Here is a 26,419-nt window from a genome sequence, read left to right on the forward strand (position 1 = left end):
TGAAACCAGAATCGGATGGAATACACTCAGCTCCCGACCCGTGCTCTTCCCCAATCCACCCCGTAATCGGCACATGTCTGCTCCAGCTCCCGTGCGATTCCAGGTGCCAGGCACACTCCCTGTGCTTTTTGATCCATCATTTTCCTTCTTTCGATCTCTCCCGGAATCAAGATCTCCGAGGCTCCCTCTGCTTTCGGAACGGCTTTAATTTCCCGAATATACTCGTCCATCCTACGTTGAAAGACAGGGAGTGGCCAAAAGTGCTCAATATCAATCGTGAGAAAGACGTGCCCGATATCTTGAGGCTGCGTCCAGTTCTCGTAAAGGCTTTGCACACCGGGACCGCTCGCTGCTCCCGTCAGCAGCCCGCAAAGAATATCGATGAACATGGCGAGTCCGTACCCTTTCGCTCCACCAATCGGCAGCAAGGATCCGAGCAAGGCCAGCTTTGGATCGTTCGTCGGGGTTCCATCCTGATCGATAGCCCAGTCCACAGGAATCTTTTCCCCTTTTTTAGCTGCCAGCGCAATTTTCCCCCGCGCCACTACGCTTGTCGCCATATCGAGCAAAAAGGGTGCCTCTTGGCCAGCAGGAATGCCTACGGCTATCGGATTCGTACCGAAGAATGGACCAATTCCCCCTGTCGGTGCCATTGACGCCGGCGCATTCGACAGGACCAGCAGGATCTGCCCTTGCTCGATCGATCGCTCTGCATAAAATGAGCACGTCCCAAAATGATTGGAATGACGTACCCCTACAAATCCGATACCCGTCTGTCTAGCGAGAGAAGTGGCAAGCTCCAGAGCATGCTTTCCTACCACTGCGCCGAGATGGTTGTTGCCGTCCACGAGTGCCGTTGCCCCGTTTTGCATGGCAATATGCGGCTCTTGATCCAGTTGGACGACACCCGCTTCAATCCTCTTCATATAAATCGGCAAACGAGAAAGCCCGTGCGATTCAATGCCACGCAAATCGGCGTGAACCAAGGACTGGGCGACCGTATGTGCGTGGTGATCGGATACTCCGACGCGCGTAAACAGTTCGGCGGCCACTTCCTCCAATCGCATCCAGTCGTACCGTAATGGATTCAAAGTAATGTCAACCCTCCCAGTCATGCAGCTGTTCGTACCTGTAACCATCTGAATATAGATATGATTACAGGCAAATGGCCGACACGGACAATGGCCTAAGGCAAGCACACGAAAAAACGGACGGCCAGCTATACGCCAGCGGTCCGTTTTTCCCCTATTCCATGTCTGCCAGAATCGTAGCAATTTGATCCTGTATATCCGTCATCACATCACTGCTGATCGCGTAGCCGTTTAAAATGATGGAGAGAATGAGTGTCTCGCCATTTTTCGTCGTAATGTAGCCAGACAAGCTGTTTACCCCTGTCATCGAGCCTGTTTTGCCATGCAATTTCCCTTGTGCAGGTGTGTCTTTCAGTCGATTTTTCAGTGTTCCATCTACTCCTGCAACGGGCAGAGAGAGATCATAGGCCTCAAAAGCGTCCGACTTGGTCATTCCCTCCAGCATGGAAGCAATGTGCCGGGCGGAAATGAGGTTGTAACGAGTGAGCCCCGATCCATCGATCATATCGAAATTCGAGCTCCCTCCAAGCGTTGTCAGCTCCTCCTGCACCGCTTCCGCACCAGCAGAAGCACTTCCCTCGCCACTCTTCGCAGCTCCGAGTGCTTTAAGCAGCATTTCCGCATAGAAATTGTCACTGTGTTTGTTCAAGTATGTCACAATGTCCGAAAGCGGCAGCGACTTGAATTCGTTCCATTTTACAGCAGATGAAGGAACCTGGCCGATTGTGATAGAGCTTTTCGGTCCGAAGCTGATTCCCTCTTTCGTAAGCGCCTCCCTCAAGACGGTCCCCACGTACAGGGCTGGTTCTTCTACTGGTACACGCTCATAATCACCTGAGTCATCAGCGGGTAGATTGCCTGTCAATCGAATGGTATTGGTTCCACGGTCCCGTTGAATGGCAAAGGTATTCTCTTCCCCTGCTTCTACCGTTTTCGCTTCGTTGATTACTTTTGCATACGAGGTTTGGGGCAAAAGATTCCATGTAACAGGACTGCCAGCTTCCTTCCCTGGCTCGTATTCGACCATGACCGTACCGCGGTTAAGCGCCAGAGCCCCCAGCGTTGGGTTGTAATAATAGCTCTCGTCATCCCAAGCCCAGCCCAGCCCCAGGCGCTGCTTGTCGAAATAGCTTTCGTCGAGAATCAGGTTGCCGTTTACCCGCGTCAATCCTTGCCCTTTCATCCACGATGCGATTCCCTCGATCGAGACACCGTCTTGTACTTTCAGCTCATCTTCCGTATGAAGCGTCGGGTCGCCGTATCCTTTCAGGTATAGATTCCCTTTTTGGTTGCCATCCGGGGAGAGGGGCGCGTCCCCGTACAGCTCCGTTTTGAATGTGTAGTCCGGGCCCAGTTGATTCAAGGCTGCCGCAGTGGTCAACAGCTTGAGATTGGATGCCGGAGTGAGCAGGGAATCTGCATCCCGCTCATACAGGACTTCTCCCTCCAGCGTCTTGATGATGACACCTGCAGTCAATCCCGCTGCTTCCGGCTTGTCGAGAATCGGATCCAGCCATTCAGACAAATCGTAGTTCTTGGTTTCTTCCGGTGTGTAATCGCCCGGGTACGGAACCTCTGGATAGGTGGCCATTTGAATCGCAACAAAATCTTGCAGCTCTCGTCCGTATTTGGATTTGTAGATGCCGTTGACAATGATGGAGAAAGCGAGCTTATGACCGTTTTTCGCTGTGACAAAGCCTGACAAGCTGTTTACGCCACCCATTGATCCTGTCTTTGCAAACACTTTGTTCTCTGCCACGGTGCCTTTCAAGCGGTTTTTCAAGGTACCATCGACTCCCGCGATAGGCAGCGACGCTTCCAGTGCCTCACGGTAATCCTGATCTTCCAGAAAGACGAGCAGCTTTACCATTTGCTCCGCTGTTATCAGGTCAAATCGGGATAAGCCGGAACCGTCTACCTGCGTATAGCCCGATTCGATTCCAGCCCTCTTGATGACATCTGCTACGACCTGCGTACCGGCTTGGAAGCTGCCGTTGCCTTTTTGTGTGGCACCCAGGGTTTTGAGCAGCATTTCCGCATAGAAATTGTCACTTTCCTTATTCAGCTCCACGATCAACTCACGTAGTGGCATGGAGAGATGCGCTGCAAAGGGGACACCCGTCTTTACGGTTGTCTTCTTCAACTCAGTCTTTGGCTTCAGTTTGATCCCTGCAGCGCTCAGTTTTTGCTTCCATACATCTCCGACGAACAAGGCCGGGTCTTCCATCGTCACATCTTCTGTATAGGCTGGCGATGTCACCCCTATTGTTCCTGTCAAAATGATTTCGTTTTTCCCTCGCGGACGTTCGACAGAGATCGCGGACTTGTTCCCTTCGACTGTCTTTACTTGATTGATCAGCGTAAGATAGGCATTTGCTGGCTCGATCGACAGCTTGGCTGGGTCCCCGGCCTTTTGACCCGGCGCTACCGTGGCTGTAGCGAAATTTTTATGAACAGCGAGGGCGCTGATTTGAGCGCTGTATCCATACGGCTCATCGTCCCACATCCAGCCCGTCCCTAAACGCTCCTCATCAAAGTAGCTTTCGTCCAGAAGCAGATCCCCATTTACTTGCTTAATCCCTTTTTCCTTGACGACCGCTGCCAGCTTTTCCAGATCCTCGGCAGCCAAGCTCGGATCTCCATAACCTTTCAGCAACAGATTTCCTTGCAGGACGCCTCCTGGATTGACTTTGCCGTCTATGTACACTTCCGTCTTCCATTGATAGTCTGGGCCAAGTCGATCGAGAGCAGAGATAGTCGTAAACAGCTTCATATTAGATGCAGGTATGTAATTTCGCTTTTCATTGTGGGTATAAAGGTATGTTTGATCAGTCAAATCATAGATGGCGATCCCCGTGTACAAGCCGATGCTCTCGGGATTCTGCTGCAAGTCCTTGAGGTACTTCTCCACACTTGCGGCAAGCGAGTTTGCTGCAGAATTCCCTCCCTCAGCAAACGCAGGCACCGCTGCCATCTGGAGCAAAAGCAGCATCATGAGAAACCAAGATAATGTTCGTCTGGCCATCCGATAATTCATAAAGCCCTCCTCGTCCTAGTCTCTGTTTTCTCTCATCGAACTAGTAGTACCCACTCATGATAGCATGCACTTGATACTTTCGGAATATTACCATAATACTAAAAATAGTGATCCGCATACTGTTCCATTGCATGCTAATACTAAGAAGCATTCGAACGAAAACGGAGGAATGTAGGTGCTTTACCGTCTTTGTTTCATTCTGTTCGCACTAGGATTCGTGGTTGTGCCAGCATCTGCAGCCACAGACATAGGCAGGATCCGCATCGACCCAACCCCTGTGAATACATGGCAGGATCTCGTCAAACAAAGCGAGTTGATCGTCGTTTCTTGGGTCGATAGCGCGAATCAGTCCGTTTCTACCCGGCGCACCTTACGCGAGGGAGCATTGGTGAATTACGTTCAGTCGCTTCATGTGAAACAAGCATTGAAAGGCTCTGGACAGCGACTGTTAAAGCTGGTCAGCACCGGCGTGGAGCCCTTGCCGGATGCAAGCAGCCCGCTCAATCGAACCTATCCTGGACCATTAGCCGAAGGAAACTACATCTTGTTCCTGCGCCATGTATCTGGGACGGATCTATACAGCACCGTAGGACTATGGCAGGGTGTGTACCCGCTCTCCCAGGGTCAGACGATCGCTTTGCAAGGCTCAGGTTTTTCCGAGCTCAATCAGCTGACCGTCGAAGAATTCGCTAGGAAACTCAGGAGCGTTTCATCGCGATGAGTGTCGGCTCTACAAAAAAGAAACCGCGAGCGAACTTTCGCGGTTTCTTTTTCATTTCTTATGTCCACTCAACTTCTCATAACGTAAATGAAAATCGCCATGGACAGCGCACACACCAGTATCGTGCCGATAAAACCGAACATGACCAGCTTATTGCTGCCTTCTCGTTTGTCGTTCATCCCAAACTACTCCTCGCACTAGCATTCACATCTACATTATAAAAAAGATTGTGTCGAAAGGGAAACGTAAAGTGCGACCCCTGCCTTCACGTATATTTTCCCGCAGGTAGCGAAATCTTAGCTTGTATGCCAAACTATTTACTAGGAGGCAAGCCTACCGTGAATCCGGATAAACAACCTGCGCGATATGCCACGATCATTTTCATGAGGGAGCTGGCTCGGCACGAGGACCAATTGTTTCCTTTCCCGATCTATCGGGAGCTTCGTGAAAATACTCCTGTACGTTTTGATGAAGATAGGAACTCGTGGGACGTTTTCCGTTACGAGGATGTCCATCGCATTTTAAAAGACCCTGCCGCTTTTTCATCCCGCCGCGGGCTGGAAGTAAGGGGCGAAACTCTTTTGACAATGGACCAGCCCAAGCATACGCATATGCGCAATCTGGTCAACAAAGCTTTTACGCCCAAGGCGATCAATGATCTGGCTCCACGCATTTCTTCCATTACGAATGAATTGCTCGATCAAGTGATTCAATCAGGGAAAATGGACGTGGTACACGACCTGGCCACTCCTCTGCCTGTCATCGTCATCGCGGAACTTTTGGGAGTGCCTGCCAAAGATCGGATGCTGTTCAAGGAATGGTCCGATACCATGGTAAAAGGAGTGGAAGGGAGCTCGGATGAAGCTTTTGCCCAAATGGTGGCGGAGCGTGACAAAGCTGAGAAAGAACTTTCCGCATACTTTCTTGCCATACTCAATGAACGCCGAAAACAGCCTGAGGATGATCTGGTTTCTGCACTCCTGCAAGCAGAGATCGACGGAGAAAAATTACAGGAACAAGAGATTCTGCGCTTCTGTATCCTGCTTCTTGTGGCGGGGAATGAGACGACGACGAACCTCATTACCAATGCGGTTCGCCTCTTGACGGAGCAGCCTGCAATCCAAAACCAAGTCAGACAGAATCCAGAGCTCGTAAAAACGACTGTCGAAGAAACACTGCGTTTCTATCCTCCCATTGTTGCGATAGGTAGAATGACGACCCAGGATGTGGAGATCGGCGGTCAGTTGATCCGAGAAGGCCAGCAGGTCGTATCCTGGGTAGGCGCTGCCAATCGCGACCCCGAAAAGTTTGAGGACCCGGACACATTTCTTCCGGATCGCAAACCTAATCCGCACATGGGCTTTGGATTTGGCATCCACTTTTGCCTCGGCGCCCCTCTGGCTCGGTTGGAGGCACAGATTGCACTAGAGATTATGCTCTCCCGGATGGATGATTTGAGCTTTGCCAAAACAACACTCACACCAATCCCCAGTCCGTTTGTTTTTGGCGTAAAAAGCTATCCGATCACTTTTTCCGCGCGTACATAAACCATCAAAAACTCAGGAATGGACAGCCCTCTGCGCTCCATTTCTGGGTTTTTTGCATATTGTCTTTCAACCGCTGCCGCGTACGTAGATTACTTTTTACAATCCTCGTCTTTTCATCTCATCAGAATAGTGGTAAAGTCAATAATTGTTTGCGACATACCATTTGAACAGCAAGAAAGTTAGGAGACTTTGCAATGGACAGTTTTAACAGTCAGTTTCTCTCCTCCGTCCTGATTATCGCACTTGGCTATTTTCTCAAACGCTGCAGCATCATCAGAGAAAAGGACGGCGAAGCACTGGCTCGAATCATTTTCAACATCACCCTGCCTTGTCTGATCATCACTACCTTTCATAGCATCACCTTGGATGCCTCTCTTTTGCTGCTCGTTGTCAGCGGATTTCTCTACGGGATTCTCGCTGCCATCCTCGCTTATTTTGCTTTCCGGAAAGAAAATCGGAAAACAAAAGGTATGCTTGGGATGATGATACCGGGCTTTAATGTTGGCTTGTTCGCCTATCCGCTCGTCCAGGGAATCTGGGGAGAGGAAGGTCTCGCCTATTTTGGGATGTTTGACATCGGCAACGCTCTGGTCGTATTCGGTGTGAGCTATTTGATCGGGAGCTACTACTCTGGCGACGATGGAAAGCTGAATTTTAAGCAAGTGATTGGGAAAGTGTCCAAATCGATTCCATTGATTACGTATCTCCTCATTTTTGTGATCAATCTCGCTCATATTCCACTCCCCGAGATGTTTCTCGGCATCACCGGAACGATCTCGAAGGCAAACATGCCGTTGTCCTTGCTGCTGCTCGGTATCTACTTGAACTTTTCGTTTGACAAGCGTTACCAGCTTCACTTTTGGAAAGTGCTCGGTCTGCGTTACGTCGTCGGCCTCGCCATCGGCATTGCCTGTTTTTTGATCCTGCCTTTCGAAGACATGTTCAAATATACGCTGCTTGTTGGGTTCATTCTGCCGATGGGAGTCTCCGTGCTTGCCTACTCGGTGGAATTTAAGTACGATTACAAGTTCGTCGGCATGGTATCGAATACGACCATCCTAATCAGCTTTGTCCTCTTGTGGGGCATCTCCAATATGCTGTTGTAAGAGAAAGAAAAGCTATCCTTTTTCCTTGAATGCAGGAACGAGGAATAGCTTTTCTGCTTTTTATTTACTCTTTGTCCTGAAATAGACCTTCTGGAATTTTTGCATCCCAATTTTGTGGGAGATCCAGACGCAGCGCATGGGCCACTACGGCAGCGGTGTCCATGTTTTCCACCCCTGAAAGCTCTGTTCCGGGCGCGATTGTAGCGCCTTTGGCAGCCCAGAAAATCCGTTGTTCTCCCAGAGAGGAACCTCCATGCCCGGTTCCTTTGCCGCCGTGATCAGCTGTGAGGATGATCAAGGTATCTTCCATCAGGCCCTCATCCTCCAAAGCTTTGAGGATGTCACCCACATACTCATCTTCTTTTTGGAGCTGCTTGTAAAATTCCGGGGTGAAGTAGCCATGATTGTGGCCGGCGCCGTCTACTTCATCCAAGTGAACGAAGATGCTGCGGGCATTTTTTCCCTCATTTTTCATGTACTCCACTACCTTTTTCGAAGTCTCTCGATCGGATCCGCTGTTTTGCTTGAATGCTCCTGCAGAATCTTCGATGATTCCGATGTTGATGGAGCTCCATGTGGCAAAGGACGCTTGTTCAAGCTTTGGACGTTCTTGCTTTAGCAGCTTCATGTACGACGGATAATCGCTGTTCTCAGGATATGGAGTAGCAGCTGCGATATCGTTGATCAATTGATGCTTGTCCGGAGTGACACCGTGCAGAATGGCTCCCCAGTTTTGCGCGCTGATCGTCGGCAGCATGGCCCTGGCATCAAAGGTTCCTGCGCCTTCTTTGATGAGATTTAAAATATTCGTTGCGTTTGCCTCTGGATCCTTGACAGCAGCCCCTGCTCCATCAATTCCGATGACCACCACCCGTTTGTAAAGGAAATCGTTCCGGTAGGGCGCGAGTTTTTCGTTCATCATTTTCAGATCGGCTTTGTCTACTTTCTTATCCGAATTGATATCCGCTTGCTGGGCTTTTTCCCAATTTCGGTCACCGGCGAGGCTGCCCTGGTAATTCTCAATGATTTTCAGGTCATCCGCGCTCAACAGGCCGTCTCCAGAGACGTCTATGGAGTTCGTGACGGTCACTTCGGTTTTTGCCGTTTTGCTGCCATCGACCGTCCTGACTGTGATTTTCGCTTTTCCCGGTTTGCCTGCGATGACAGTCGGTCGTCCATTGACCATTTCAATCTTCGCGATTTCCTTGTTGCTGGTGCTCCACTTCACCTCTTGCACGGACGCTTCCTTCGGGGAAATCATTGCCGTGAGTGGCATCGTTGCACTCGCTTTGAGACTCAGCTTGGTCTGATCCAACGAGACGCTCTTCACCGGTATTTTGGGAGCACTCGCGTAGACGCTCGCCACTTCTTTCTCGGTCACCGTGTGACTCAAAATTTGCAGCTGGTCCAATTGCACATCGTAGCGATTTCCAAAATGGTTGCCAGCTCCATCGAGTCCTATTTTGGTCGTAAAGCTCGTATCGATCGTTCCTTTGGATGTGCTGATATCGATCGTTTTTGCTACCTTACCGTCCATGTAGATGGTTGCAAGTCCATCACGATCATGAGAAACGACGACGTAGTGCCATACGTCATTAGCTACGTTTGGAATCGCAGCATCCAGACGAGAACTGTCGGATGTGCGCCAATTCCATTTCAATGTAGACCCTTGCAGCCCGATGAACCACCCCACATTTCCGCCGCTTGACCAATTTTTATTGGAGATGATACCCGGATCCGCATCCACACCCGGAGACTTTACCCAGAAGGAAACCGTAAAGTCTTGTGCGTCACCAAACTTCAGCTCTTCATTCTCACCGAGATCAATCCAGGAAGCATTTTCTTTCGATGTGGATTGAAAGTGAATCGCTTTACCCAGTCCTGATCGTCCTTTAACAAAAGCTGGGGCTCCTCCGAATCCTGTAATGGCAAGGAATCGAGCGAGTGTAACGGCGCTGTAACGAAAAAAAGAGACATCGATGTTCGATGTCCCTTTTGGTTGAATGGCTCATGCTTAAAGTACTATTTTGTTCCTTTATGATCATCGGAGTGATTCTCCAATGGCACCGCCTTGCTAATTCCAAAAGCGTAAAAACTGATAGCTACGATAGCGAGAAACACAATCCCTGCGATCAAGGAAACGCGAGTCTCATCATTCACCCACATGCCGACCAGCACCATCAGCAAAAAGGCGATCGTAACGTAGTTGGTCACGGGTGCGAAAGGCATCTTGAACGGATGATTGCTCATCTGCGCAGCGTTTACTTTTCTGAATCGAATCTGACTGATGAGAATCACAAACCACGGGACCATACCAGGAAGCACACTTGCACTGTAGACGTACACAAACAGATTCTCAGGTGCGATATAGCTCAAAATTACCCCGACGCCTAGCCCGATAAGCACGCCGATCGTTCCCAGCAGCGGCACACCGTTTTGGGACAGCTTCGTAAATACTTTCGGTGCCTGTCCATTGACACCCAAAGTATACAGCATGCGTCCTGCACTGTAGATCCCGCTATTACATCCAGACATGGCAGCGGTGATGACGACAAAGTTGATGAATCCTGCTGCTGCGGTAATCCCAATCTTCGCGAAAGTGGCGACGAACGGGCTGCCGATTGCATGCAGCTGATCCCACGGGTAAACGGTTACAATGACAAAAATGGCACCAATATAGAAAATCAAAATGCGCCAAATGATACTCTGAATCGCGCTAGTCAACGTTTTGCGAGGATCTTTGGCCTCACCCGCCGTAATCCCGATCAATTCGACGCCTTGGTAAGCCCCGATCACTAACGACAATGCAAAAAAGAAGCCAGTCCAGCCGCCCGTGAAGAAGCCTCCGTTTTTCCACAGATTGGATAATCCGATTGCGTTGCCTCCATTGCCGATTCCAAAGAAAATCAGGCCAAACCCGGCAATGATCATCAAAACGATAGTGACGATTTTGATCAACGCAAACCAGAATTCAAATTCACCGAATGACTTCACAGAGATCAAGTTGGCCGCACCGAGAATCACCATGGCTATGATACCAGGGATCCATGCAGGTAAATCAGGGAACCAGTATTTCATGTAGGTACCGACGGCGATGATTTCTGACATCCCGACGACTACCCACTGGAACCAGTTGCTCCAAGCTGTCATGTACCCTGCCAGCGGGTGGATGTACTTATGGCCAAAGGTCGCAAATGAACCTGTACTTGGTTCCAGGTACAACATTTCCCCCATGGCACGCATGATTAAAAAAATAAAGATTCCTACAATTGCGTAAGCGAGCATGACGGAAGGACCTGTCCAGCCGATTGTGCTTGCTGAACCCATGAAAAGTCCAACACCAATGGTGCCTCCCAAAGCGATCATCTGGATGTGACGTGATTCCAGACCCCTTTTCAATTCCTTGTTTTCCACTCCAGCTTCTCTTCCTCTCTGCTACTCCTAGCTTTTTTCAGTATGACATTTCTCCATTCCATCTCCATGTTCAAATCTGTGTTTTTGTTGATTCACAAATAATCTACGAAATCATGTACACTTCTTCGTAAAGCATTCCAAATCGCCAATTCGATTATTCATCCTGCTATGGTAACGCTTTACTTCAGAATTACTTGTTTATTTTAATATGTTTCTTTGTTATTGACAATTGTATTTACTAAAAAAACAGTCAGTTTATTAATATGTTTTGTATGAATAATAAATAAAAATTACATGTTCGATAAACTTTTTTTCGTTACCTTGTGTCTGAAACGATTGAATCTTGCACTCAAAAAAGAAAACCAAATTCTCACTGGACATCTTTGAGAATTTGGCTCTATTCTTTCCTTGAATCTACTTGTCCGGAAAGCCTTATGTTTTTTTCAATTCGAGCTCCATAAACCTCGCACCCGGGATTGGATTAAACACATAAGGGTCAATCTCATAAAAGCCCAGGGAACGATACAATGCTTGCGCTTTTGCCATCGTGGGCAAAGTATCCAATCTGATCGATCCATACCCAAGCTCCGCAGCCCTTTGTATGATCGTTATGATTAATTCTTTTCCCAATCGTAATCCTCGGAATGCGTCTCTGACATATAACCGTTTCATTTCACATATGCCTTCCGAAATCTTTCGCAGGGCAATGCATCCAGCTGTTTGCCCTCCTACAAAAGCGAGCAGCAAAACCCCATCCGGTGCTCCATACTTTCCTGGCAATGATCGAAGTTCCTCTTCGAAATCTTGAAAAGACAGATCAATCTCGAGCGATTGGGCGTACTCTAAAAAGAGTTGTTTCACTTCTTCTATTCGTTCCGTGTCTTGCTCTGTCACTCTTATCAGTTCGAGAATAGGTCCCTTTTCATCTAGGATGGTCTTCATTACATTTCCCTCCTCTACTGCTTTCCTATGCGTTATAAACAATGTAGCTTACTTGGTCAGCATCTAGCCAGAAGGAATATTGCCATTGATCTTCCACAACGAAAAAAACCCTCTGCCTAAAAAGAGGCATCGGGCTTCGCTACGATCATTTTCTCCTATTCATCCCTTTGATCTGTTGAACGGTATTCTCATCCAATTTCTTGATCAGCTCAACAAGGAGCTTTACGGTCATGTCCAGATCGTCTCGGCTGACCATGGAGACATGGCTGTGGATATACCGAGCTGCTACACTCACGACCATGGAAGGAACGCCGTTGTGAGCGAGATGGAATTTACCTGCGTCTGTTCCACCGCCTGGCATGATATCCGTCTGATAAGGGATGCCATGTTCCTTTGCCGTATCGATGACAAAATCTCGGAGATTCAAATGAGGGATCATGCTGGCATCATAAAAACCGAGAAGGGGCCCGCCGCCCAGTTTGGTGTAGCCATCCCGCTCAGTCATCCCAGGGGTGTCAGCGGCTACTCCCACATCAAGAGCGAAGGCGATATCCGGGTTAATCTTATGGGATAGGGTAACCGCACCTCGCAGCCCTACTTCCTCCTGTACGGTTGCACCGCAGAACACGGTATTGGCATGCGTTTCTTTCTGGATTTGCTCCAAAACCTTCAAGACTACGTAGCAGCCTGCGCGGTTATCCCACGCCTTGGCCATGAGCATTTTCGGATTGGGCAGTACTTCGAAGGGGCAAATCGGGACAATCGGGTCACCCACTTCGATCCCGAAGCTTTCCACTTCTTCCTTGCTGGATGCTCCAATGTCGACAAACATGTTTTTGATTTCAAGCACATTTTTTCTTTCTTCAATGGAAAGGACATGAGGCGCCTTCGAGCCGATCACTCCCGTGTGATCGCCTTTTCGGGAAAGCACTTTTACTCGTTGAGCCAGCATGACGTGTCCCCACCATCCGCCGAGAGGCTGCATGCGGAGAAAGCCGTCTTTGGTGATGTGCGTGACCATAAAAGACACTTCGTCCAAGTGTGCAGCCAGGAGGATTCTCGGCCCTGACTCTCCGTGCTGGCCTGCGATTCCGCCGAGATTGTCTTCTACCGTCGTGTTCGTCAATTGGGTAAGTCTGTTCTTCATGAGCTGATGCACACGCATCTCAAATCCGGGCGGCCCTGCTGTTTCGGTTAATTCCTTCATTAATTGCAGATCGTTATCCATGATCGCATCCCTCCAGTGGGTATGATGACCATGTAGGAACTTGGATATGTGTGGCGGTGATCTAGGAGTCTTTTTTTCTTTCGGTTTCCATAAAAAAACGACAGCCAGGACGAACGTTCGTCCTACACTGCCGTTATTCTTTTTCTCCCATGCACAATTACTTGGCCAGATCGCGCATAACTTCGTCTACTTTGACATCCCGCGTAATCAGCTGCTCTTTTTTCATCCAATCGATGAGAGTCTGCCAGGATTCTTTGGCTTGACTCCCAAACGGTTTGTCCCCTGCATCCATCAGAGGGAGCAAAATGTCGAGACTCTTTGTTTCGATGTCTTTTTCGAGCGGGAATTCATTTGCCTGCTTGCCGAGGAGCAAATCGAGCGCTTTTTCCTTGTTATCTTTGACGTATTGCTGGCCTTTCGCAGCAGCGCGCATGAATGCTTCAATCGCCTTCTGCTTTTTGCCCAATGTATCATCGCTGGTGGTCATGACCAACTCGTAGTAATCCGGTACGCCAAAATCAGACGGCGCAAAGACATTGACCGGAATGCCATTTTTCTCGAGGATCAGCTGCTCGTGGTTTTTGTACCCGCCAACGACAGCATCGACCTTTTTGCCAGTCAGAGCAGGCACGATATCAAAACCGATGTCGGTAAAGGAAATTCCGGAATCATCGCCACTTGAATGCTTGACGACGTTACGCACGATAGACTCATCCAAAGGCACAGAAGGATAGCCTACATTTTTCCCTGCCAGCTTTTGCGGAGTGTCGATTCCGCTATCCTGTCTCGTCATGATGACGTTAAGCGGATGGCGTACCAAAGCCCCTACCGATACCACAGGAATGCCTTCGGAACGGGCTTGTACGACCTGTGTTTGATAGCTGATCGCCAGGTCTACTTTCCCTGCAGCCGCCATTTTCAATGGATCGTTGCTGTCTGATGGCATTTGAAAATTCACTTTCAGATTTTCTGCCTGGAAGTAGCCTTGCTCTTCAGCCGCGTACAAGAAGGAGTGAACCGCGTTTGGGTACCAATCCAGCGCGACGGTCAGCTCAGTCGGTGCGTTCGTTTGATTTGTACCAGGAGCTGTTTGCTGCGCTCCCGATTGGTTTCCGCAGGCTGCAAGTCCCGCTGACAGGAGTAGAGCCGTGACGGCTTTGCTCCATTTTTGAATCGATTTCATGGGTAAGTTCCCCCTATTTTCACTTGGATGTTTTTCTTCTTGATCTTTGCTGTGGGGTGAAATGCTGCTCCAACCGACCGACCAACCAGAACAGGAGCATGCCGAGCACAGAGAGCAAAAGGACGGACGCAAAGAGAGCTGGTGCCTGGAAGTTTCCAGACGCGCGGCGGCCAAAATAACCAAGTCCTTCACTAGCTCCGAGCCACTCCCCGATCGTCGCCCCTGCCACACTGTAAGTGGCGGCTACCTTCAGCCCGCTGAAAAAATGCGGCAAACTTGCGGGAAGCTGGAGCTTCGTGAAAATCTGCCAACGGTTAGCTCCCATGGTTTTCAGCAGCTGCAGCATTTCTTTATCTGTGGAGCGCAGCCCGTCGTAGGTATTGACGACAATCGGAAAAAACGTGAAGAGTATCGTGATGGCAATTTTCCCGGATAAATCGTACCCGAACCACAGGATAAAGACGGGTGAAAGCGCAATGATCGGGATGGTTTGGGAAATGACGATATACGGATATACCAGTCGTTCCACTACCCGGCTCATGCTCATCGCAAAGGCGAGCAAAATCCCGAAAAGGATCGAGACACTCAGTCCAAGCAGCACTTCCTTCAACGTCACCCATAAATGAAGTCCCAGCAGGGTGGCACGTAAATCCCACAAGGAGCTCACAACCGCACTTGGCGGCGGCAAAATAAAGGATGGCACGTTCAGCAGCCGACACCCTGCTTCCCATACGATCAGGAAGAGCACAATGGAGATGGCAAACCAGATCCCTCGACCCCACCTGTCCATTACGCTTCCCTCCCACTCGACTGCTTCGCGACGTTTTTACGCAGCAGCTCCCAGATTTCTTCACGCAAGGAGAGGAATTCGGCACGATTTCGAAAGGCAGTGGTACGCGGGCGCTCGAGATTCACCACGAGCTCGACTGGCTTTTCGATCGGCTTACCCGTCAAGACAATCACGCGATCGGCGAGTAAAATGGCTTCATCGATGTCATGGGTAATCATCAGCATGGTGCTGCCGGTCTCCTGCCACATCTCCATCAGCCACTCCTGCATCTCCATCCGCGTAATTCCATCAAGCGAGCTGAACGGTTCATCCAAAAGCATCAGGTCAGTTCCAGAAAGCAGTGCACGCAGGAAAGACACGCGCTGCCGCATACCGCCGGATAGCTCTGAGGGGTATGCATCCGCCCACTCGGACAAGCCATAGCGGGGCAGCTCAAGGCGAACTTTCGCTTGCGCCTCTTTTTTGGCAACGCCATGAATCTCCAGAGGGAGTGCTGCGTTTTCCACGACCGTACGCCACGGGAGCAGCGCGTCTCTTTGAGGCATGTACCCCACCATCCCCAACCGCTTCTCCATCGGAGCTCCGTTTAAGGTGATGGTTCCCAGCTGTGGGTGCAAGAGACCTGCCACCAGCTGAAACAGCGTGCTTTTTCCGATTCCGCTGGGTCCGATCAGGCTGATGAATTCGCCTTTTCCTACATGAATGTCAAAATCGTGGAGAATGGGCTGATCACCGTAGGAAAAACGAACGCCTGAGAAGGCCAGTCTGTCTAGCACGGCCACATTTCCTTTCGATAAGCCATGTCCCAGAACAAGTACTCCATTTTGGAGGTGGTCAGGAAATGCTCTTCGAGTCTCGCGAGTTCCTGTTCACTTTTACCCTCTGCCAGCTGGTCCATCAGACCGATCAACCAGGCGGCCAGCTCCCCGAACTCCTCAGAGCTGTAGGTGCGCACCCATTCTCCGTACCATTCATGGTTCATCGCGCCTTCCACTTTGGCCAGCTTCTTACCGATTTCCCAGTATCCCCACATGCAAGGGAGGACAGCACTGACCAATTCGGCCAAGGAGCCTTGGTGAGCAACCTTCAGCATATAGCTGGTATACGCGATCATGACGAATGAGGGTTCGGTTGCTTCCAGCTCTTCGCGGGAGATGCCAAACCGTTCGGCGTATTGGCGATGCAAAGCCATTTCTCCGTTCAGTGTGGCTTCTTGCAACCCTGCAAACTTGGCGCTCGTCTCCAGATCATGAGCCTTGGTGCTCGCGATGGCAAAGATCTTGGCGTAATCAATCAGATAGACGTAGTCTTGCTTCATGTAAAAGGCAAATGACTCTACGGGCAACGTGCCGTCCCCAAGCCCGGTCACAAACGGATGCTGATGCGTCTTCTCCCAAATGGGTGCGACATGCTTCCACAGACGTTCCGTAAACGTGCTCATGCTCCTACCACTCCTTTGCTTCCTTTTTCGTGTTGCACCACTCGGCGATAAATCGAGCCATCACTTGAGCGAATTGAATCAGCTGCTCGGGATCGATGGATTCATCCACCGCGTGCGCATGCGCGAGCTCTCCAGGGCCGAACAGGACAGCAGGGATTCCTGCGTGCGCAAACCAGCCTGCGTCGGTCACCGTAGGAGACATGTCCAAAACAGGAGCTCGCTTGACCTGAGCTTCGTAAGCGTTTTGCAGCGCAGCTAGTCCGGGATGGCTGCGGTCTACTTCGAGGGAGGGGAAAATTTCACCTCGCTCCTCGATCATGGAACGACCTCCCCAGCGAAACGTCGGTGGATTCTCGCGTAACCACACATCAGCAGACGCAGCACGGCAAACATGATCCTCGATCTGGCGAATGATGTCTTCGTAGGATTCGTCTGGATAAAAATGGACCGAAATCCACAGCGCACACTTGTCGGCGATAAAAGCGGCATGTCTTCCGCCTTCGATCACAGCAGGATTAATCGTATTGCTCCCAGGTGCGAATCCGGGATAGGTTTTCATGACGGCCCAGTGACGTTCCAGCTCTTGCAAGGATGCGATGATTTTCATCATCTTTTCAATCGCCGAAGCACCGTGGACGCGCCCGCCGGCATGGATGGTTTTGGCCCGCATCCCATCATGCAAGGTCGTCGGGCTCTCAATCGTAATCCAGCCTGTGATGACTCCGCCTTGCCCTTGCATATGCAGATTGCTCGTATCGACGACAACGGCGTAGTCGGCGCTGTAGCCTCGCTCAATTGCCACGAGGGTCCCAGCTTCTCCGGCTTCTTCACCGATGACCGACTGGAAGAGAAGATCTCCCTTTAGTTCGACGCCATGCTCTCGCAGCATTTTGATGGCAAACAAGCTGGCAGCCAATCCGCCTTTCATATCTGCCACCCCGCGACCGTACCATCTGCCGTCCGGTCCTGTCGTCAACGTAAATGGCGGATACGTCCATCCCGTGTCATCTCCTACTTCCGCGACGTCGATATGGCCATTGATGATCAAGCTCTTGGACTCTTCTGAAGCAGTTCCCGGCAGTCGTCCCACGACATTATCGTCACCGGGATACACGGGCCATCGATCGATGTCAAAGCCCATTTCCTGCAGCTCCCCCGCAATCAAGCTCTGGGCCTGCTCACTGTTGCGAGCCGGGGGACTCACGGTTGGCTGTGACACCAGCTTGCCCAGCAAGTCAAACAGTTCGTCCCCTCGGTTGGCGATAGCCTCGACTGCTGCCGCGAGCCCTCTCATGCTACTCAATCATCCCTTCGGTCGGGCTGCTCGCAGACGCATACCGTTTTTTCGCAATGCGTCCAGCCAGGAACCCTTTGCGTCCTGCTTCCACACCCAGCTTCATCGCTTCTGCCATGAGCACGGGATTGTCCGCCAAAGCTACGGCTGTATTCAAGAGCACGCCATCTGCACCCAGCTCCATCGCTTTCGCGCAATCGGCCGGCGCCCCGATGCCTGCATCGACAATGATCGGCACTTTTGCATCTTCGATAATGAAACGGAGATTATTTTCATTGACAATTCCTTGGCCGGAACCGATTGGAGAAGCTCCTGGCATGACTGCATGAACGCCCACTTCCTGAAGTCGGCGAGCGAGGATTGGATCATCATTCGTGTAAGTCAGAACGATAAAACCTTCTTCAACCAAAATTTTGGAAGCTTCCAGAGTTCCGATCGGATCAGGCAATAGGGTTTTGGGGTCCCCGATCACTTCGACCTTGATCATGTCGCATAGTCCGGATGCTTTTGCCAAGCGCGCGATGCGAACTGCTTCCTCCGCGGTATAGGCTCCCGCCGTGTTTGGCAGCAGCGTGTATTTATTCAAGTCGAGCTGTTCCAAAAAGTTAGGCTCCTGCGGATTTTCCAAATTCAGTCGGCGAATCGCAAACGTCAGGATTTCTGCCTCCGAAACATCTACCGCCTTGCCTTGTGTCTCTAAATCCGCAAACTTCCCTGTTCCCAAAAGCAAACGGGAATGAAATTCGTAAGGGCCAATTTTCCATGTATCCATGATGATCATCCTCCTCCAACAAAGTGAACGATTTCTATGCGATCTCCATCTGCAATCGGTGATTCTTCGTAGCGTGTACGGTCGATGATGTCACCGTTTTGTTCCACTACCACGATTTTCTCCTGCAGCTGGTATGAGGCGAGCAGGGCACGGATCGTCCTGATCTCTTCTGCCAGTTCTACCTTTTTTCCATTGAGCGTAACTACCATCGTATTCCTCCCATCCATTAGAAACCTGGCTGCACCAAGCTTTTTGGTGCAGACTTGGTTGCGCTTATACTATCAGCCTTAAGTTTTAATACTTCCGATAGTACAAAAAAACGACTCCTCCCACTGCTGGATTTCACCCAGCAAAACAGAAGAAGCCGTCTTCCCTATCATCACGCAGATCGTTTTTATAAAAAAACCATCCGCCGTGGATGGTTTGGTTTTATAACGATTCGTTATACCTCTTCCTCCGCTGGCATGACCCAGATCAGGTTCAACGGTCAGTAACACCCTCGTTACAATCTCAGCCGACGTCGCTCGGCTCCCGCTTGGTAGTCATCGTATTCAATTGTCGTTCATTCGAGTTCTACAGTAACACTCTATTTTGAATTTGTAAAGGTTTCCTTGTGCAGGGCTTCCAGCTCAAGCAGACAGCGAGCAGCCCACTGAGACATCTTTCTCATTTTCTCCATTTCGCGCTCCATGGCTACACGCACAGACTCTCGGTAATCCGGAATCATGCCGTTATACCTCGTGACCGCGTTGCTAAATACCATGAATTTTTCTTGGTAGGACAAGGCCGGACGTTGGTGAAACAAGGGGACGTCCACTTCATAGGAAGTATGCAAATCTCCTTGGGTAGGAAATTTCGTGACGGCCAAGACCTTTACCAGCAGCTTGGCATCATGGATTTCCAACACCTCAGTGATATACTCTCCTGTTTTTTGGGTCACACGTACAATATCTCCCGGGTTCCACATGAACCTAAATTCCTCCTTTTGCATTGCCCATGCTTCCATTCTACCGGTTTAGGCCAGCGCAGCTTCCAGCTGTCTGCGAGCATGAGCCAGCACTTCTTCCGCAGGCAAGCTCGGTTGTCCACCGCCTTGTGCCATGGCTGGATTTCCCCCGCCCCGTCCTTCGACGAGGGGAAGCGTATCCTTCATCAGCTGATTGACTGCCACGTCGACTTGGGGTCCCCTGGCAAATACAAGCTGCAGTTTTTCTCCTGTCGCGGCCAATAGGCAAACGACATCAGGAGCTTGCGCGACAGCTTGCTGGGCGAATTGCTGGAGCTGTTGAATGGTTTTGTCTGTAAAGGTTTGCTGCACGATTCGTACAGGACCGACTTGGCTTGCTCGCTCCAGCTGCTGGCGGACTTCTCCCTCCAGCAGAACTTTCTCCTTCTCCTGCAAGCTCTGTTTCAACGCATCTCGCTCCGCAATCAGTCTCTGCGTCTGCGCGATCACTTCTGAATCACTGGTCATCAGCAGCTTCGACACTTCCCTGACTGCAGCTTGCTTTTTCGTATAGTCTCGCAAGGCGCGCCATCCACAAATAAACTCCAGACGAATGTTCCCCCGATGACGTTCCCACCCCAAGATTTTGATCATGCCGACTTCCCCGGTATGTGCCGGGTGCGTACCACCGCATGGATTGTAATCGAATTCGGGAATGATGACCACGCGAACGTTTTCCGTCACGGTCGGCTGCTTCTTCAAAGGCAACGTCGCCAGTTCTTCATCATCCACGAATCTGGCAGAGATCGGGCGGTTCTCCAGTACGATCTGGTTGGCTCTCTGTTCGACGCTCTCCCAGAGTTCCTCTTTTAAATCATCCAGTCTCACGTCAATCGTGACACGCTCTTTGCCCAAATGAAAGGCCAGCGTCTCTGCACCCGCCACTTCCAAGAACGCAGCGGACAAGATGTGCTGTCCCGCGTGCTGCTGCATATGATCAAATCGGCGGTCCCAGTCAATCTGGCCCTCTACTTGTGTCACGTTCTCCGGCAATGGATCTGACAGTCGATGGCGAATCTCTCCATCCACTTCTTCCACATCCATGACACGGATCCCGCCAAGTTTCCCTTGATCAGATGGCTGGCCGCCACCCGTGGGATAAAAGGCGGTTTGACTCAAAACGACGAAGGGAGAACCGTCCTGCTCCGTTCCCCGCTTCACCACGTCTGCTGTAAATGTTTGCGTATAGGCATCCTGATAATACAATCGATCTTTCATCTCGGCTCCTTGCTGCAGAAAGCAAAAATCACATCGGATATGCTTCCGTCATTTTCTCCCGCGGTGGGTTGCTAGTATAATAGGATCAGGAGGTGGTACTCTTGTCCAAAAAATATTTTACTCGTGAAGAAGCAAATGAGTTATTGCCGTATGTACGCGAAGAGCTATCCTTCTTGCAGGAAGCCAAACGCACTTTTTATAAGCTGTACCAGCAACGTGAACAGATCAAAAAAGAACAGCCTGTTAACGAAGAGGAGCTGTTTGCCGTAGAATGCCGCCTCGAATTCATGGAAATGGAAGCCCAAATGCGTGTCACTTAGCTGATCAGCAAAGGGATCCAAGTCAAGGATATCGACATCGGACTCTTTGATTTCCCGGCGATGATCAATGGCGAAGAAGTCCTCCTCTGCTGGAGAGAGGGCGAGTCATCCATCACACACTACCACGGACTCTACGATGGCTTTAACGGCCGCAAGCAGCTCGACTAAGGGGAGTTATCCCAGAAGAAGTGCCATTTTTTCTTCCCGCAGAGCTCTTTCTTCAGGCGTCGCCAAATCGTATTTCTTCAGTAGGTGGAACAGCTCGTTCAGTCCTTCTTGAGACTGCTTGGTTTCAAGCCATGCCCGCAGCTGTTCTACCTTCTCTTGCGGCAAGAAAGGAGATTGTTCCGCCAGCTTTTTTTGCACATCCTCTACACTGTGATCCAGTTTGCACTCTCCCATTTTCCCTTCCCCCATCCTTTCTTTCGGCATACGCCACGAATGTACTTTTTGCCATCATACCATGTTTCCACCGGATTCGAAAACTCGCCGATACGGCCAAGCAGACAGGCGCACAACCCAATGGATTGTACGCCTGTCGTTCAGCCACGCTTGCGGACGCGGAAGTTCCCCTCAATCAGCAGCCAGTTCTGCGGAAATGGCAGTCCCAGCTTCCAGTAGCTGACCCCTCGCAGGCCGAGCTGCTTGACGAGATCAAACTTTGCTTGGATGGAGCGTGCGTCTTCAAACCACACTTGATGACGCCGATCTTCATCGTCAGTGTACTGAAAAAAAGGAGCCTGAGCACGGTAGTCGTACTGGATATTGACGTTGTGCTCTGCGGCCAATGCTATCGCTGCTTGGGGACTCAGCGCTCTTGCTGTCGTTCCAGGCTTATAAGGAAGGGTCCAGTCATACCCGTACAGATTTTGCCCCATCAAGATTTTTTCAGCAGGCATTTCGGTAATCGCATACTGCAGGACACGTCGGACTGGGCCGATCGGCGAGACAGCCATCGGTGGACCTCCGCTGTATCCCCACTCGTACGTCATGATGACGACAAAGTCAGCGATGGCTCCAATCGCTCCGTAGTCATGAGCTGTATACCATTTGCCCTGCTGCTCCGCACTCGTCTTGGGTGCGAGCGCCACGGACATCATCATACCCGCTGCGTGTGCCCGCTGCTTCGCTCTTCGCAAAAATCGGATGTAGGCTTCCCGATCCGTAGGCGGCAGCGCCTCCATGTCGAAGTGGATGTCCCCCATTCCGAGCTCCTGTGCGGTGGAGATGATGTTGTCAAATAGCTTATTCTGAAGCTCCACATCGTTTAAAATCAGTCCGCCGAGCTCTGTGCTGAACTGACCACCTTCCAGATTCGTCACGACCAGCATCATCACGACATGATTGGTGCGTGCAATCGACTGGAAATCGTCAAGCGCTGGCCTTGCCAACGTGCCATCCCGTTTGATCCGAAAACTGAATGGCGCCAAATAGGTCAGATGAGGGGCAGCAGTCCTCACCTCGTCCTCCAACTCTTGGGACACCTGTCTCCTCGGCTCCACATAGGCGTTGAAATCTGCCGCCCGCCGGGGACGCGGGGGAATGTACAGCCTCTGACCAATCTGCAAGGGACGGTATTGGGGAATGCCATTCACCCGTGCCAATTCCGCCGCACTGATGTTAAAGCGTTGACCGATTGTATACAACGTGTCGCCTTGCTTCACCCAATAAAAGCTTCCCTCAATGGGAATGACGAGCGCCTGTCCGATGACAAGATTGTCTGGGTTGGGCAGCTCATTTGCTCTGTTGATTTCTGCTGCTGTCGTCCCGTATGTTTCGGCGATGCCAGACAGCGTTTGTCCTTGTTCCACCACATGAATCTGCATACGCCGTCTCCTCCTTCGCATGATGTCTCTCTTTCTGTTTATTCCTCGCGAAGGAAATGGGTGTATGTCTAGTTCAGATCTTTTAGCCTTTCATATAGGAAGCCGACCGATTGCATCGCATAATGTCTTTCGATCAAGACCCCCTCACGAAATAAAAGCAAGGCGGGAACGCTGCTGATTTCCCACTCTTGAGCCAATTTCGGCACGGTATTAATGTTCATTTCAAAAGCGCTCAGTTTCGGCGTGAGCTCCAGAGTAATGGTCAGCATCCTTTCTGCCAGCTTGCAGGTTCCGCACATGGGTGTGTAGAGGAACAGGGCGAACGTTCGTTTCTGCTCCAGCTGCTGGATGAATTGCTCCACCTTTATTTCTTGCACGGCATTTTCACCTCTTGACTTCGAGTTTACTCTAACTCTTACAATACATCCATCTTTCAATATGGAAAAGGGGATAAGATGATGGTAAACTCTCGAGTACTGGTAACCCGATACGGAGGAACAGAAGTCCTACAGATCACTGAGGAGCCTTTGCGTAAAACAAGAGGAAATGAGGTCCGCATCAAAGTGGAATGCTCAGGGGTCGCCCTGGCGGATCTCATGCGCAGGGAAGGTTTTTACCCTGGTTCGCCACAGCCCCCTTTTACGCCGGGGTATGATGCCGTTGGAATCATCGATGATTGCGGGGAGGATGTCATGCAGTATGCGATCGGGGATCGTGTAGCCGTCTTTTTCAACGGGGTTGGCGGGTACGCCTCGTTTATGTACGCCCAGGAGGATGAAGTGATCCCTGTGCCTGATTCGGTTGAGCCTGCAAACGCGGTCTCCATTTTGCTCAATTATGTGACCGCCTACCAAATGCTGCATCGTTTTGCCAAGGTGTCCAAAGGGGATCGCGTCCTGATCCATGGAGCAAGCGGCGGCGTAGGAACGGCGCTTTTGGAATTGGGGCGGCTAGCGCAATTGCAGATGTACGGCACTGCCTCAGCCAACAAGCACCCAATCGTCGTCAGCTACGGCGCTACCGCCATCGATTATCGGAGGGAAGATTTTGTAGAAGTGTTGGCGCACCAGGCTCCGGATGGAATGAATGCCGTCTTTGATCCAATCGGAGGGAAAAACTGGGATCGTTCGATGCAAACGTTACATCGCAGTGGGACATTCATTGGGTATGGATACACCTCTGTTTTTGAGGAGGGTTCAGCAACCGATTGGTCCGTTCGCTGGAGGACATTGACCGAAGCGAAAACGACGGAGACAGGAAATCCTGTTCATCTGTACAGTGTGACTGCCTTGAAGCAAGAGAAGCCAGAGTGGTTCCTCGAGGATGTGCGGCATCTGTTCTCGCTGCTGGAAAAAGGAGAGCTTCGACCGCTGATCTCCCATCGCATTCCGTTCCGCGAGGTGGCAGTGGCCCATGAACTTCTGGCAGGCACCCAGACAGCGGGAAAAATCGTCCTCGTCCATCCATGACCGTGCAAGGAGGAAATTGATTCACATGTACTCCATCAGTGATATTTCCAGACTGACAGGGATATCCCCATACACCCTGCGCTACTATGAAAAGATTGGTGTTCTGCCCCAGCCCGATCGTCTGGAGGACCGCAAAAACGGAGTTCGCCAATACAATGATCAGAATTTGCGCAACATCCGATTTATTCATGGGCTGAAGCAAACCGGTATGAAGCTCGAGGACATCGCTTCATTCGTCCAAACCGGCTGCCTCCTGGATCACGATTTTCCCGATTCAGATGTGGATGAAACCTTGCAAAGACGAATCGAACTGTTGGACCATCACCTCGCGCAATTGGACGTCCAGATGCAGCAGCTGCTGGCCGTCAAAAGCTTTGCGATGGAAAAACGAGATTTCTATGCCCGGATGCAAGAGGGCCGCAATCAAGAAAAAAACTAGCCGAAAACAAGAAGAAACCAGCTCTAACGATCGTTGGAGCTGGTTCTTTTTTGACATGCCTACTTTCTCAAGGAACGGCGCAAAATTTTGCCTGTGCTGTTTTTCGGGAGCTCTGTGACAATTTCCACCAGACGAGGAATTTTGTATTTGGCGAGTTTGTCTGTGCAAAACTCCAGAATCTCCTCCTGAGAAACGGCGACTTCCTTTAGGGCGACAAATGCCTTTACGGCTTCCCCATGCACGTCGTCAGGAATGCCGATCACGGCTGCCTCTATGATAGCCGGGTGCTGGTAGAGGACCTCCTCCACCTCGCGCGGGTAGACGTTGTACCCGTCCACGAGAATCATATCCTTCTTCCTGTCGACAATGTACACATAGCCTTCCTCATCCATTCTCGCCAGGTCACCCGTATACAGCCACCCGCCTTTCAAGGCAGCGTTCGTTTCTTCCGGCAATCCGAGATAGCCGATCATCACATTCGGCCCTTGGACGATCAGCTCGCCTACCTCCCCGCGCGGCAGCTCCACTCCTTCTGGGTCCACGACCTTATTTATCACACCTGGCAAGTCGATTCCTACCGATCCTGGTTTTCTTGTCCCACGTATGGGGTTAAAGGCTGTAGCTGGGGCGGCCTCAGACAGCCCGTAGCCTTCCATGATCTTCACACCGAACTTTTCCTCAAATCTGTGCAGCAATTCCACTGGCATGGACGCACCCCCAGAGCAGCAGACCCGGATCGTCGCGAAATCGGCCCTGGTGGCTGTCGGGAGCTGTAGCATGTAGTTGTACATGGTAGGTACGCCTGCAAAGCAAGATGCCTTATGTTCGCGGATCACACTGACGACCTCCGCCGGATGGAAGCGCTGCACGATCAAGATTGTAGCACCCGATCGGATGGGGCCGTTGAGACAGACGGTCATGCAGAACACATGAAACATCGGCAAAACAGCAACCATGCGATCATCGGGTTCCAGCTCAAACAAGGCCCCCATCGCTTCCGCATTGGAATCCATATTTTTATGGGAAAGCATGGCTCCTTTTGGCTGACCGGTGGTACCCGATGTGTATAAAATGACGGCCAAGTCGTTTTCATCCCGCTCTGGCTCTTCATATTCGGTTTCTCGTTCGTGAATAATCTGGTCGACAGTCAGTTCCTCACCTACGGCTTCGGTGTATATCACCAGCTGCAAATCGCTTAGCTGTTCCTTTAGCCCGGATAAGACCGGTTCCAGCGCTGAGAGAGCGATCACTCCCTTTGCCTTGCTATTGTTCAAAATGAAGCTGATTTCTCTAGGAGTGTAGATGGGATTCATCGGAACCACGGCAGCTCCGACTCTCAGGATCGCATAGTAAGCGCTCACAAATTGCGGCCGGTTGTCCAAGAGGAGTGCTACGGCATCCCCTTTGCCAATTCCTCGCTTCGCCAGCCCCGCGGCTAAAAACTCTACCTGCTGATCCAGCTCCGCATACGTCGTGCTTTCTCCCTGGAAAACGTACGCAGCCCGGTCAGGGAAGTCATGGGCACTCCTCTTCAGGTTCTCGTTCAAATGATACATCACACATCTACCTCCTTTT

24 protein-coding genes, 1 pseudogene and 1 riboswitch are annotated in these 26,419 nt (G+C 50.8%); of the genes and pseudogenes, 6 read left to right on the plus strand and 19 right to left on the minus strand.

Annotated features, from left to right (window positions below; translation table 11 throughout):
• Positions 1-26 precede the first annotated feature (26 nt).
• The gene (locus JNE38_RS15650; protein ID WP_203254608.1) at positions 27-1,091 is read right to left on the minus strand and encodes an Ldh family oxidoreductase; all 1,065 of its coding nucleotides are present in this window, start codon (positions 1,089-1,091) and stop codon (positions 27-29) included.
• A 154-nt stretch (positions 1,092-1,245) separates the two neighbouring features.
• A complete protein-coding gene (dacB, locus tag JNE38_RS15655; RefSeq protein ID WP_203254609.1) occupies positions 1,246-4,128 on the minus strand; it encodes a D-alanyl-D-alanine carboxypeptidase/D-alanyl-D-alanine endopeptidase in 2,883 nt (960 codons plus the stop codon).
• A 175-nt stretch (positions 4,129-4,303) separates the two neighbouring features.
• On the opposite strand from dacB, the gene JNE38_RS15660 reads away from it, so the two are divergent.
• The 3 genes from JNE38_RS15660 to JNE38_RS15670 all read left to right on the plus strand — a co-directional run bounded on the left by JNE38_RS15660 (position 4,304) and on the right by JNE38_RS15670 (position 7,502).
• Positions 4,304-4,849: a hypothetical protein gene (locus JNE38_RS15660; protein ID WP_203254610.1), complete on the plus strand. Its 546-nt coding sequence runs from the start codon at positions 4,304-4,306 to the stop codon at positions 4,847-4,849.
• A 305-nt stretch (positions 4,850-5,154) separates the two neighbouring features.
• Positions 5,155-6,396 (plus strand): cytochrome P450, encoded by a 1,242-nt coding sequence (locus JNE38_RS15665; protein ID WP_203254611.1) that lies wholly within the window; start codon positions 5,155-5,157, stop codon positions 6,394-6,396.
• A gap of 194 nt (positions 6,397-6,590) precedes the next feature.
• A complete protein-coding gene (locus JNE38_RS15670) occupies positions 6,591-7,502 on the plus strand; it encodes an AEC family transporter (protein WP_203254612.1) in 912 nt (303 codons plus the stop codon).
• A gap of 64 nt (positions 7,503-7,566) precedes the next feature.
• On the opposite strand, the gene JNE38_RS15675 is transcribed toward JNE38_RS15670, so the two are convergent.
• The 13 genes from JNE38_RS15675 to JNE38_RS15735 all read right to left on the minus strand — a co-directional run bounded on the left by JNE38_RS15675 (position 7,567) and on the right by JNE38_RS15735 (position 20,790).
• Positions 7,567-9,507 (minus strand): alkaline phosphatase family protein, encoded by a 1,941-nt coding sequence (locus JNE38_RS15675; RefSeq protein ID WP_343071702.1) that lies wholly within the window; start codon positions 9,505-9,507, stop codon positions 7,567-7,569.
• Between the two features lie 17 nt (positions 9,508-9,524).
• Entirely contained in the window at positions 9,525-10,916 is a 1,392-nt protein-coding gene (locus JNE38_RS15680) for an amino acid permease (protein WP_203254613.1), read from the minus strand.
• Positions 10,917-11,348: 432 nt separating this feature from the next.
• The gene (locus tag JNE38_RS15685; RefSeq protein ID WP_238933337.1) at positions 11,349-11,858 is read right to left on the minus strand and encodes a GNAT family N-acetyltransferase; all 510 of its coding nucleotides are present in this window, start codon (positions 11,856-11,858) and stop codon (positions 11,349-11,351) included.
• 145 nt (positions 11,859-12,003) lie between these two features.
• On the minus strand, positions 12,004-13,086 hold the full coding sequence (locus tag JNE38_RS15690) for a M42 family metallopeptidase (RefSeq protein ID WP_203254614.1): 1,083 nt from the start codon (positions 13,084-13,086) through the stop codon (positions 12,004-12,006).
• A gap of 157 nt (positions 13,087-13,243) precedes the next feature.
• Positions 13,244-14,269 (minus strand): ABC transporter substrate-binding protein, encoded by a 1,026-nt coding sequence (locus tag JNE38_RS15695; protein ID WP_203254615.1) that lies wholly within the window; start codon positions 14,267-14,269, stop codon positions 13,244-13,246.
• Positions 14,270-14,288: 19 nt separating this feature from the next.
• Complete coding sequence (locus tag JNE38_RS15700; RefSeq protein ID WP_203254616.1) at positions 14,289-15,059, minus strand: ABC transporter permease; 771 nt, start codon at positions 15,057-15,059, stop codon at positions 14,289-14,291.
• Positions 15,059-15,835 (minus strand): ABC transporter ATP-binding protein, encoded by a 777-nt coding sequence (locus JNE38_RS15705; RefSeq protein WP_203254617.1) that lies wholly within the window; start codon positions 15,833-15,835, stop codon positions 15,059-15,061. The genes JNE38_RS15700 and JNE38_RS15705 overlap by 1 nt, the downstream gene beginning before the upstream one ends.
• Positions 15,829-16,500, minus strand: a complete 672-nt coding sequence (tenA, locus tag JNE38_RS15710) for a thiaminase II (protein WP_203254618.1) — start codon at positions 16,498-16,500, stop codon at positions 15,829-15,831. The genes JNE38_RS15705 and tenA overlap by 7 nt, the downstream gene beginning before the upstream one ends.
• A gap of 4 nt (positions 16,501-16,504) precedes the next feature.
• On the minus strand, positions 16,505-17,794 hold the full coding sequence (locus JNE38_RS15715) for an acetylornithine deacetylase (protein ID WP_203254619.1): 1,290 nt from the start codon (positions 17,792-17,794) through the stop codon (positions 16,505-16,507).
• Between the two features lies 1 nt (position 17,795).
• A complete protein-coding gene (locus tag JNE38_RS15720) occupies positions 17,796-18,566 on the minus strand; it encodes a thiazole synthase (protein WP_203254620.1) in 771 nt (256 codons plus the stop codon).
• A 5-nt stretch (positions 18,567-18,571) separates the two neighbouring features.
• Complete coding sequence (gene thiS, locus JNE38_RS15725; RefSeq protein WP_203254621.1) at positions 18,572-18,775, minus strand: sulfur carrier protein ThiS; 204 nt, start codon at positions 18,773-18,775, stop codon at positions 18,572-18,574.
• A 225-nt stretch (positions 18,776-19,000) separates the two neighbouring features.
• Positions 19,001-19,111, minus strand: a riboswitch (TPP riboswitch).
• A gap of 41 nt (positions 19,112-19,152) precedes the next feature.
• Positions 19,153-19,533 carry a kinase-associated lipoprotein KapB gene (kapB, locus tag JNE38_RS15730; protein WP_203254622.1) on the minus strand — a complete coding sequence of 127 codons (381 nt, stop codon included), beginning with the start codon at positions 19,531-19,533 and terminating at the stop codon, positions 19,153-19,155.
• A gap of 48 nt (positions 19,534-19,581) precedes the next feature.
• Positions 19,582-20,790: an alanyl-tRNA editing protein gene (locus JNE38_RS15735; protein ID WP_203254623.1), complete on the minus strand. Its 1,209-nt coding sequence runs from the start codon at positions 20,788-20,790 to the stop codon at positions 19,582-19,584.
• 101 nt (positions 20,791-20,891) lie between these two features.
• Between JNE38_RS15735 and JNE38_RS15740 the strand changes: the two are divergent.
• Positions 20,892-21,278, plus strand: a pseudogene (locus tag JNE38_RS15740) (DUF2203 domain-containing protein).
• Between the two features lie 6 nt (positions 21,279-21,284).
• On the opposite strand, the gene JNE38_RS15745 reads toward JNE38_RS15740, so the two are convergent.
• From JNE38_RS15745 to JNE38_RS15755, 3 genes are all read right to left on the minus strand, one after another.
• The gene (locus JNE38_RS15745; protein WP_203254624.1) at positions 21,285-21,512 is read right to left on the minus strand and encodes a 50S ribosomal protein L7ae; all 228 of its coding nucleotides are present in this window, start codon (positions 21,510-21,512) and stop codon (positions 21,285-21,287) included.
• Between the two features lie 140 nt (positions 21,513-21,652).
• The gene (locus tag JNE38_RS15750) at positions 21,653-22,936 is read right to left on the minus strand and encodes a glycoside hydrolase family 18 protein (protein WP_203254625.1); all 1,284 of its coding nucleotides are present in this window, start codon (positions 22,934-22,936) and stop codon (positions 21,653-21,655) included.
• A 68-nt stretch (positions 22,937-23,004) separates the two neighbouring features.
• Entirely contained in the window at positions 23,005-23,313 is a 309-nt protein-coding gene (locus tag JNE38_RS15755; protein ID WP_203254626.1) for a thioredoxin family protein, read from the minus strand.
• A 78-nt stretch (positions 23,314-23,391) separates the two neighbouring features.
• Between JNE38_RS15755 and JNE38_RS15760 the strand changes: the two genes are divergently transcribed.
• Both JNE38_RS15760 and JNE38_RS15765 read left to right on the plus strand, forming a co-directional pair.
• Positions 23,392-24,405: a medium chain dehydrogenase/reductase family protein gene (locus JNE38_RS15760; RefSeq protein ID WP_238933338.1), complete on the plus strand. Its 1,014-nt coding sequence runs from the start codon at positions 23,392-23,394 to the stop codon at positions 24,403-24,405.
• 25 nt (positions 24,406-24,430) lie between these two features.
• Complete coding sequence (locus JNE38_RS15765) at positions 24,431-24,844, plus strand: MerR family transcriptional regulator (protein ID WP_203254627.1); 414 nt, start codon at positions 24,431-24,433, stop codon at positions 24,842-24,844.
• A 59-nt stretch (positions 24,845-24,903) separates the two neighbouring features.
• Here the strand turns inward: JNE38_RS15765 and JNE38_RS15770 are convergent, their stop codons facing one another.
• Positions 24,904-26,400 carry a long-chain-fatty-acid--CoA ligase gene (locus JNE38_RS15770; protein ID WP_203357588.1) on the minus strand — a complete coding sequence of 499 codons (1,497 nt, stop codon included), beginning with the start codon at positions 26,398-26,400 and terminating at the stop codon, positions 24,904-24,906.
• Positions 26,401-26,419 lie beyond the last annotated feature (19 nt).

Origin of the sequence: Brevibacillus choshinensis (assembly GCF_016811915.1) — a bacterium.
GTDB lineage: Bacteria > Bacillota > Bacilli > Brevibacillales > Brevibacillaceae > Brevibacillus > Brevibacillus choshinensis_A.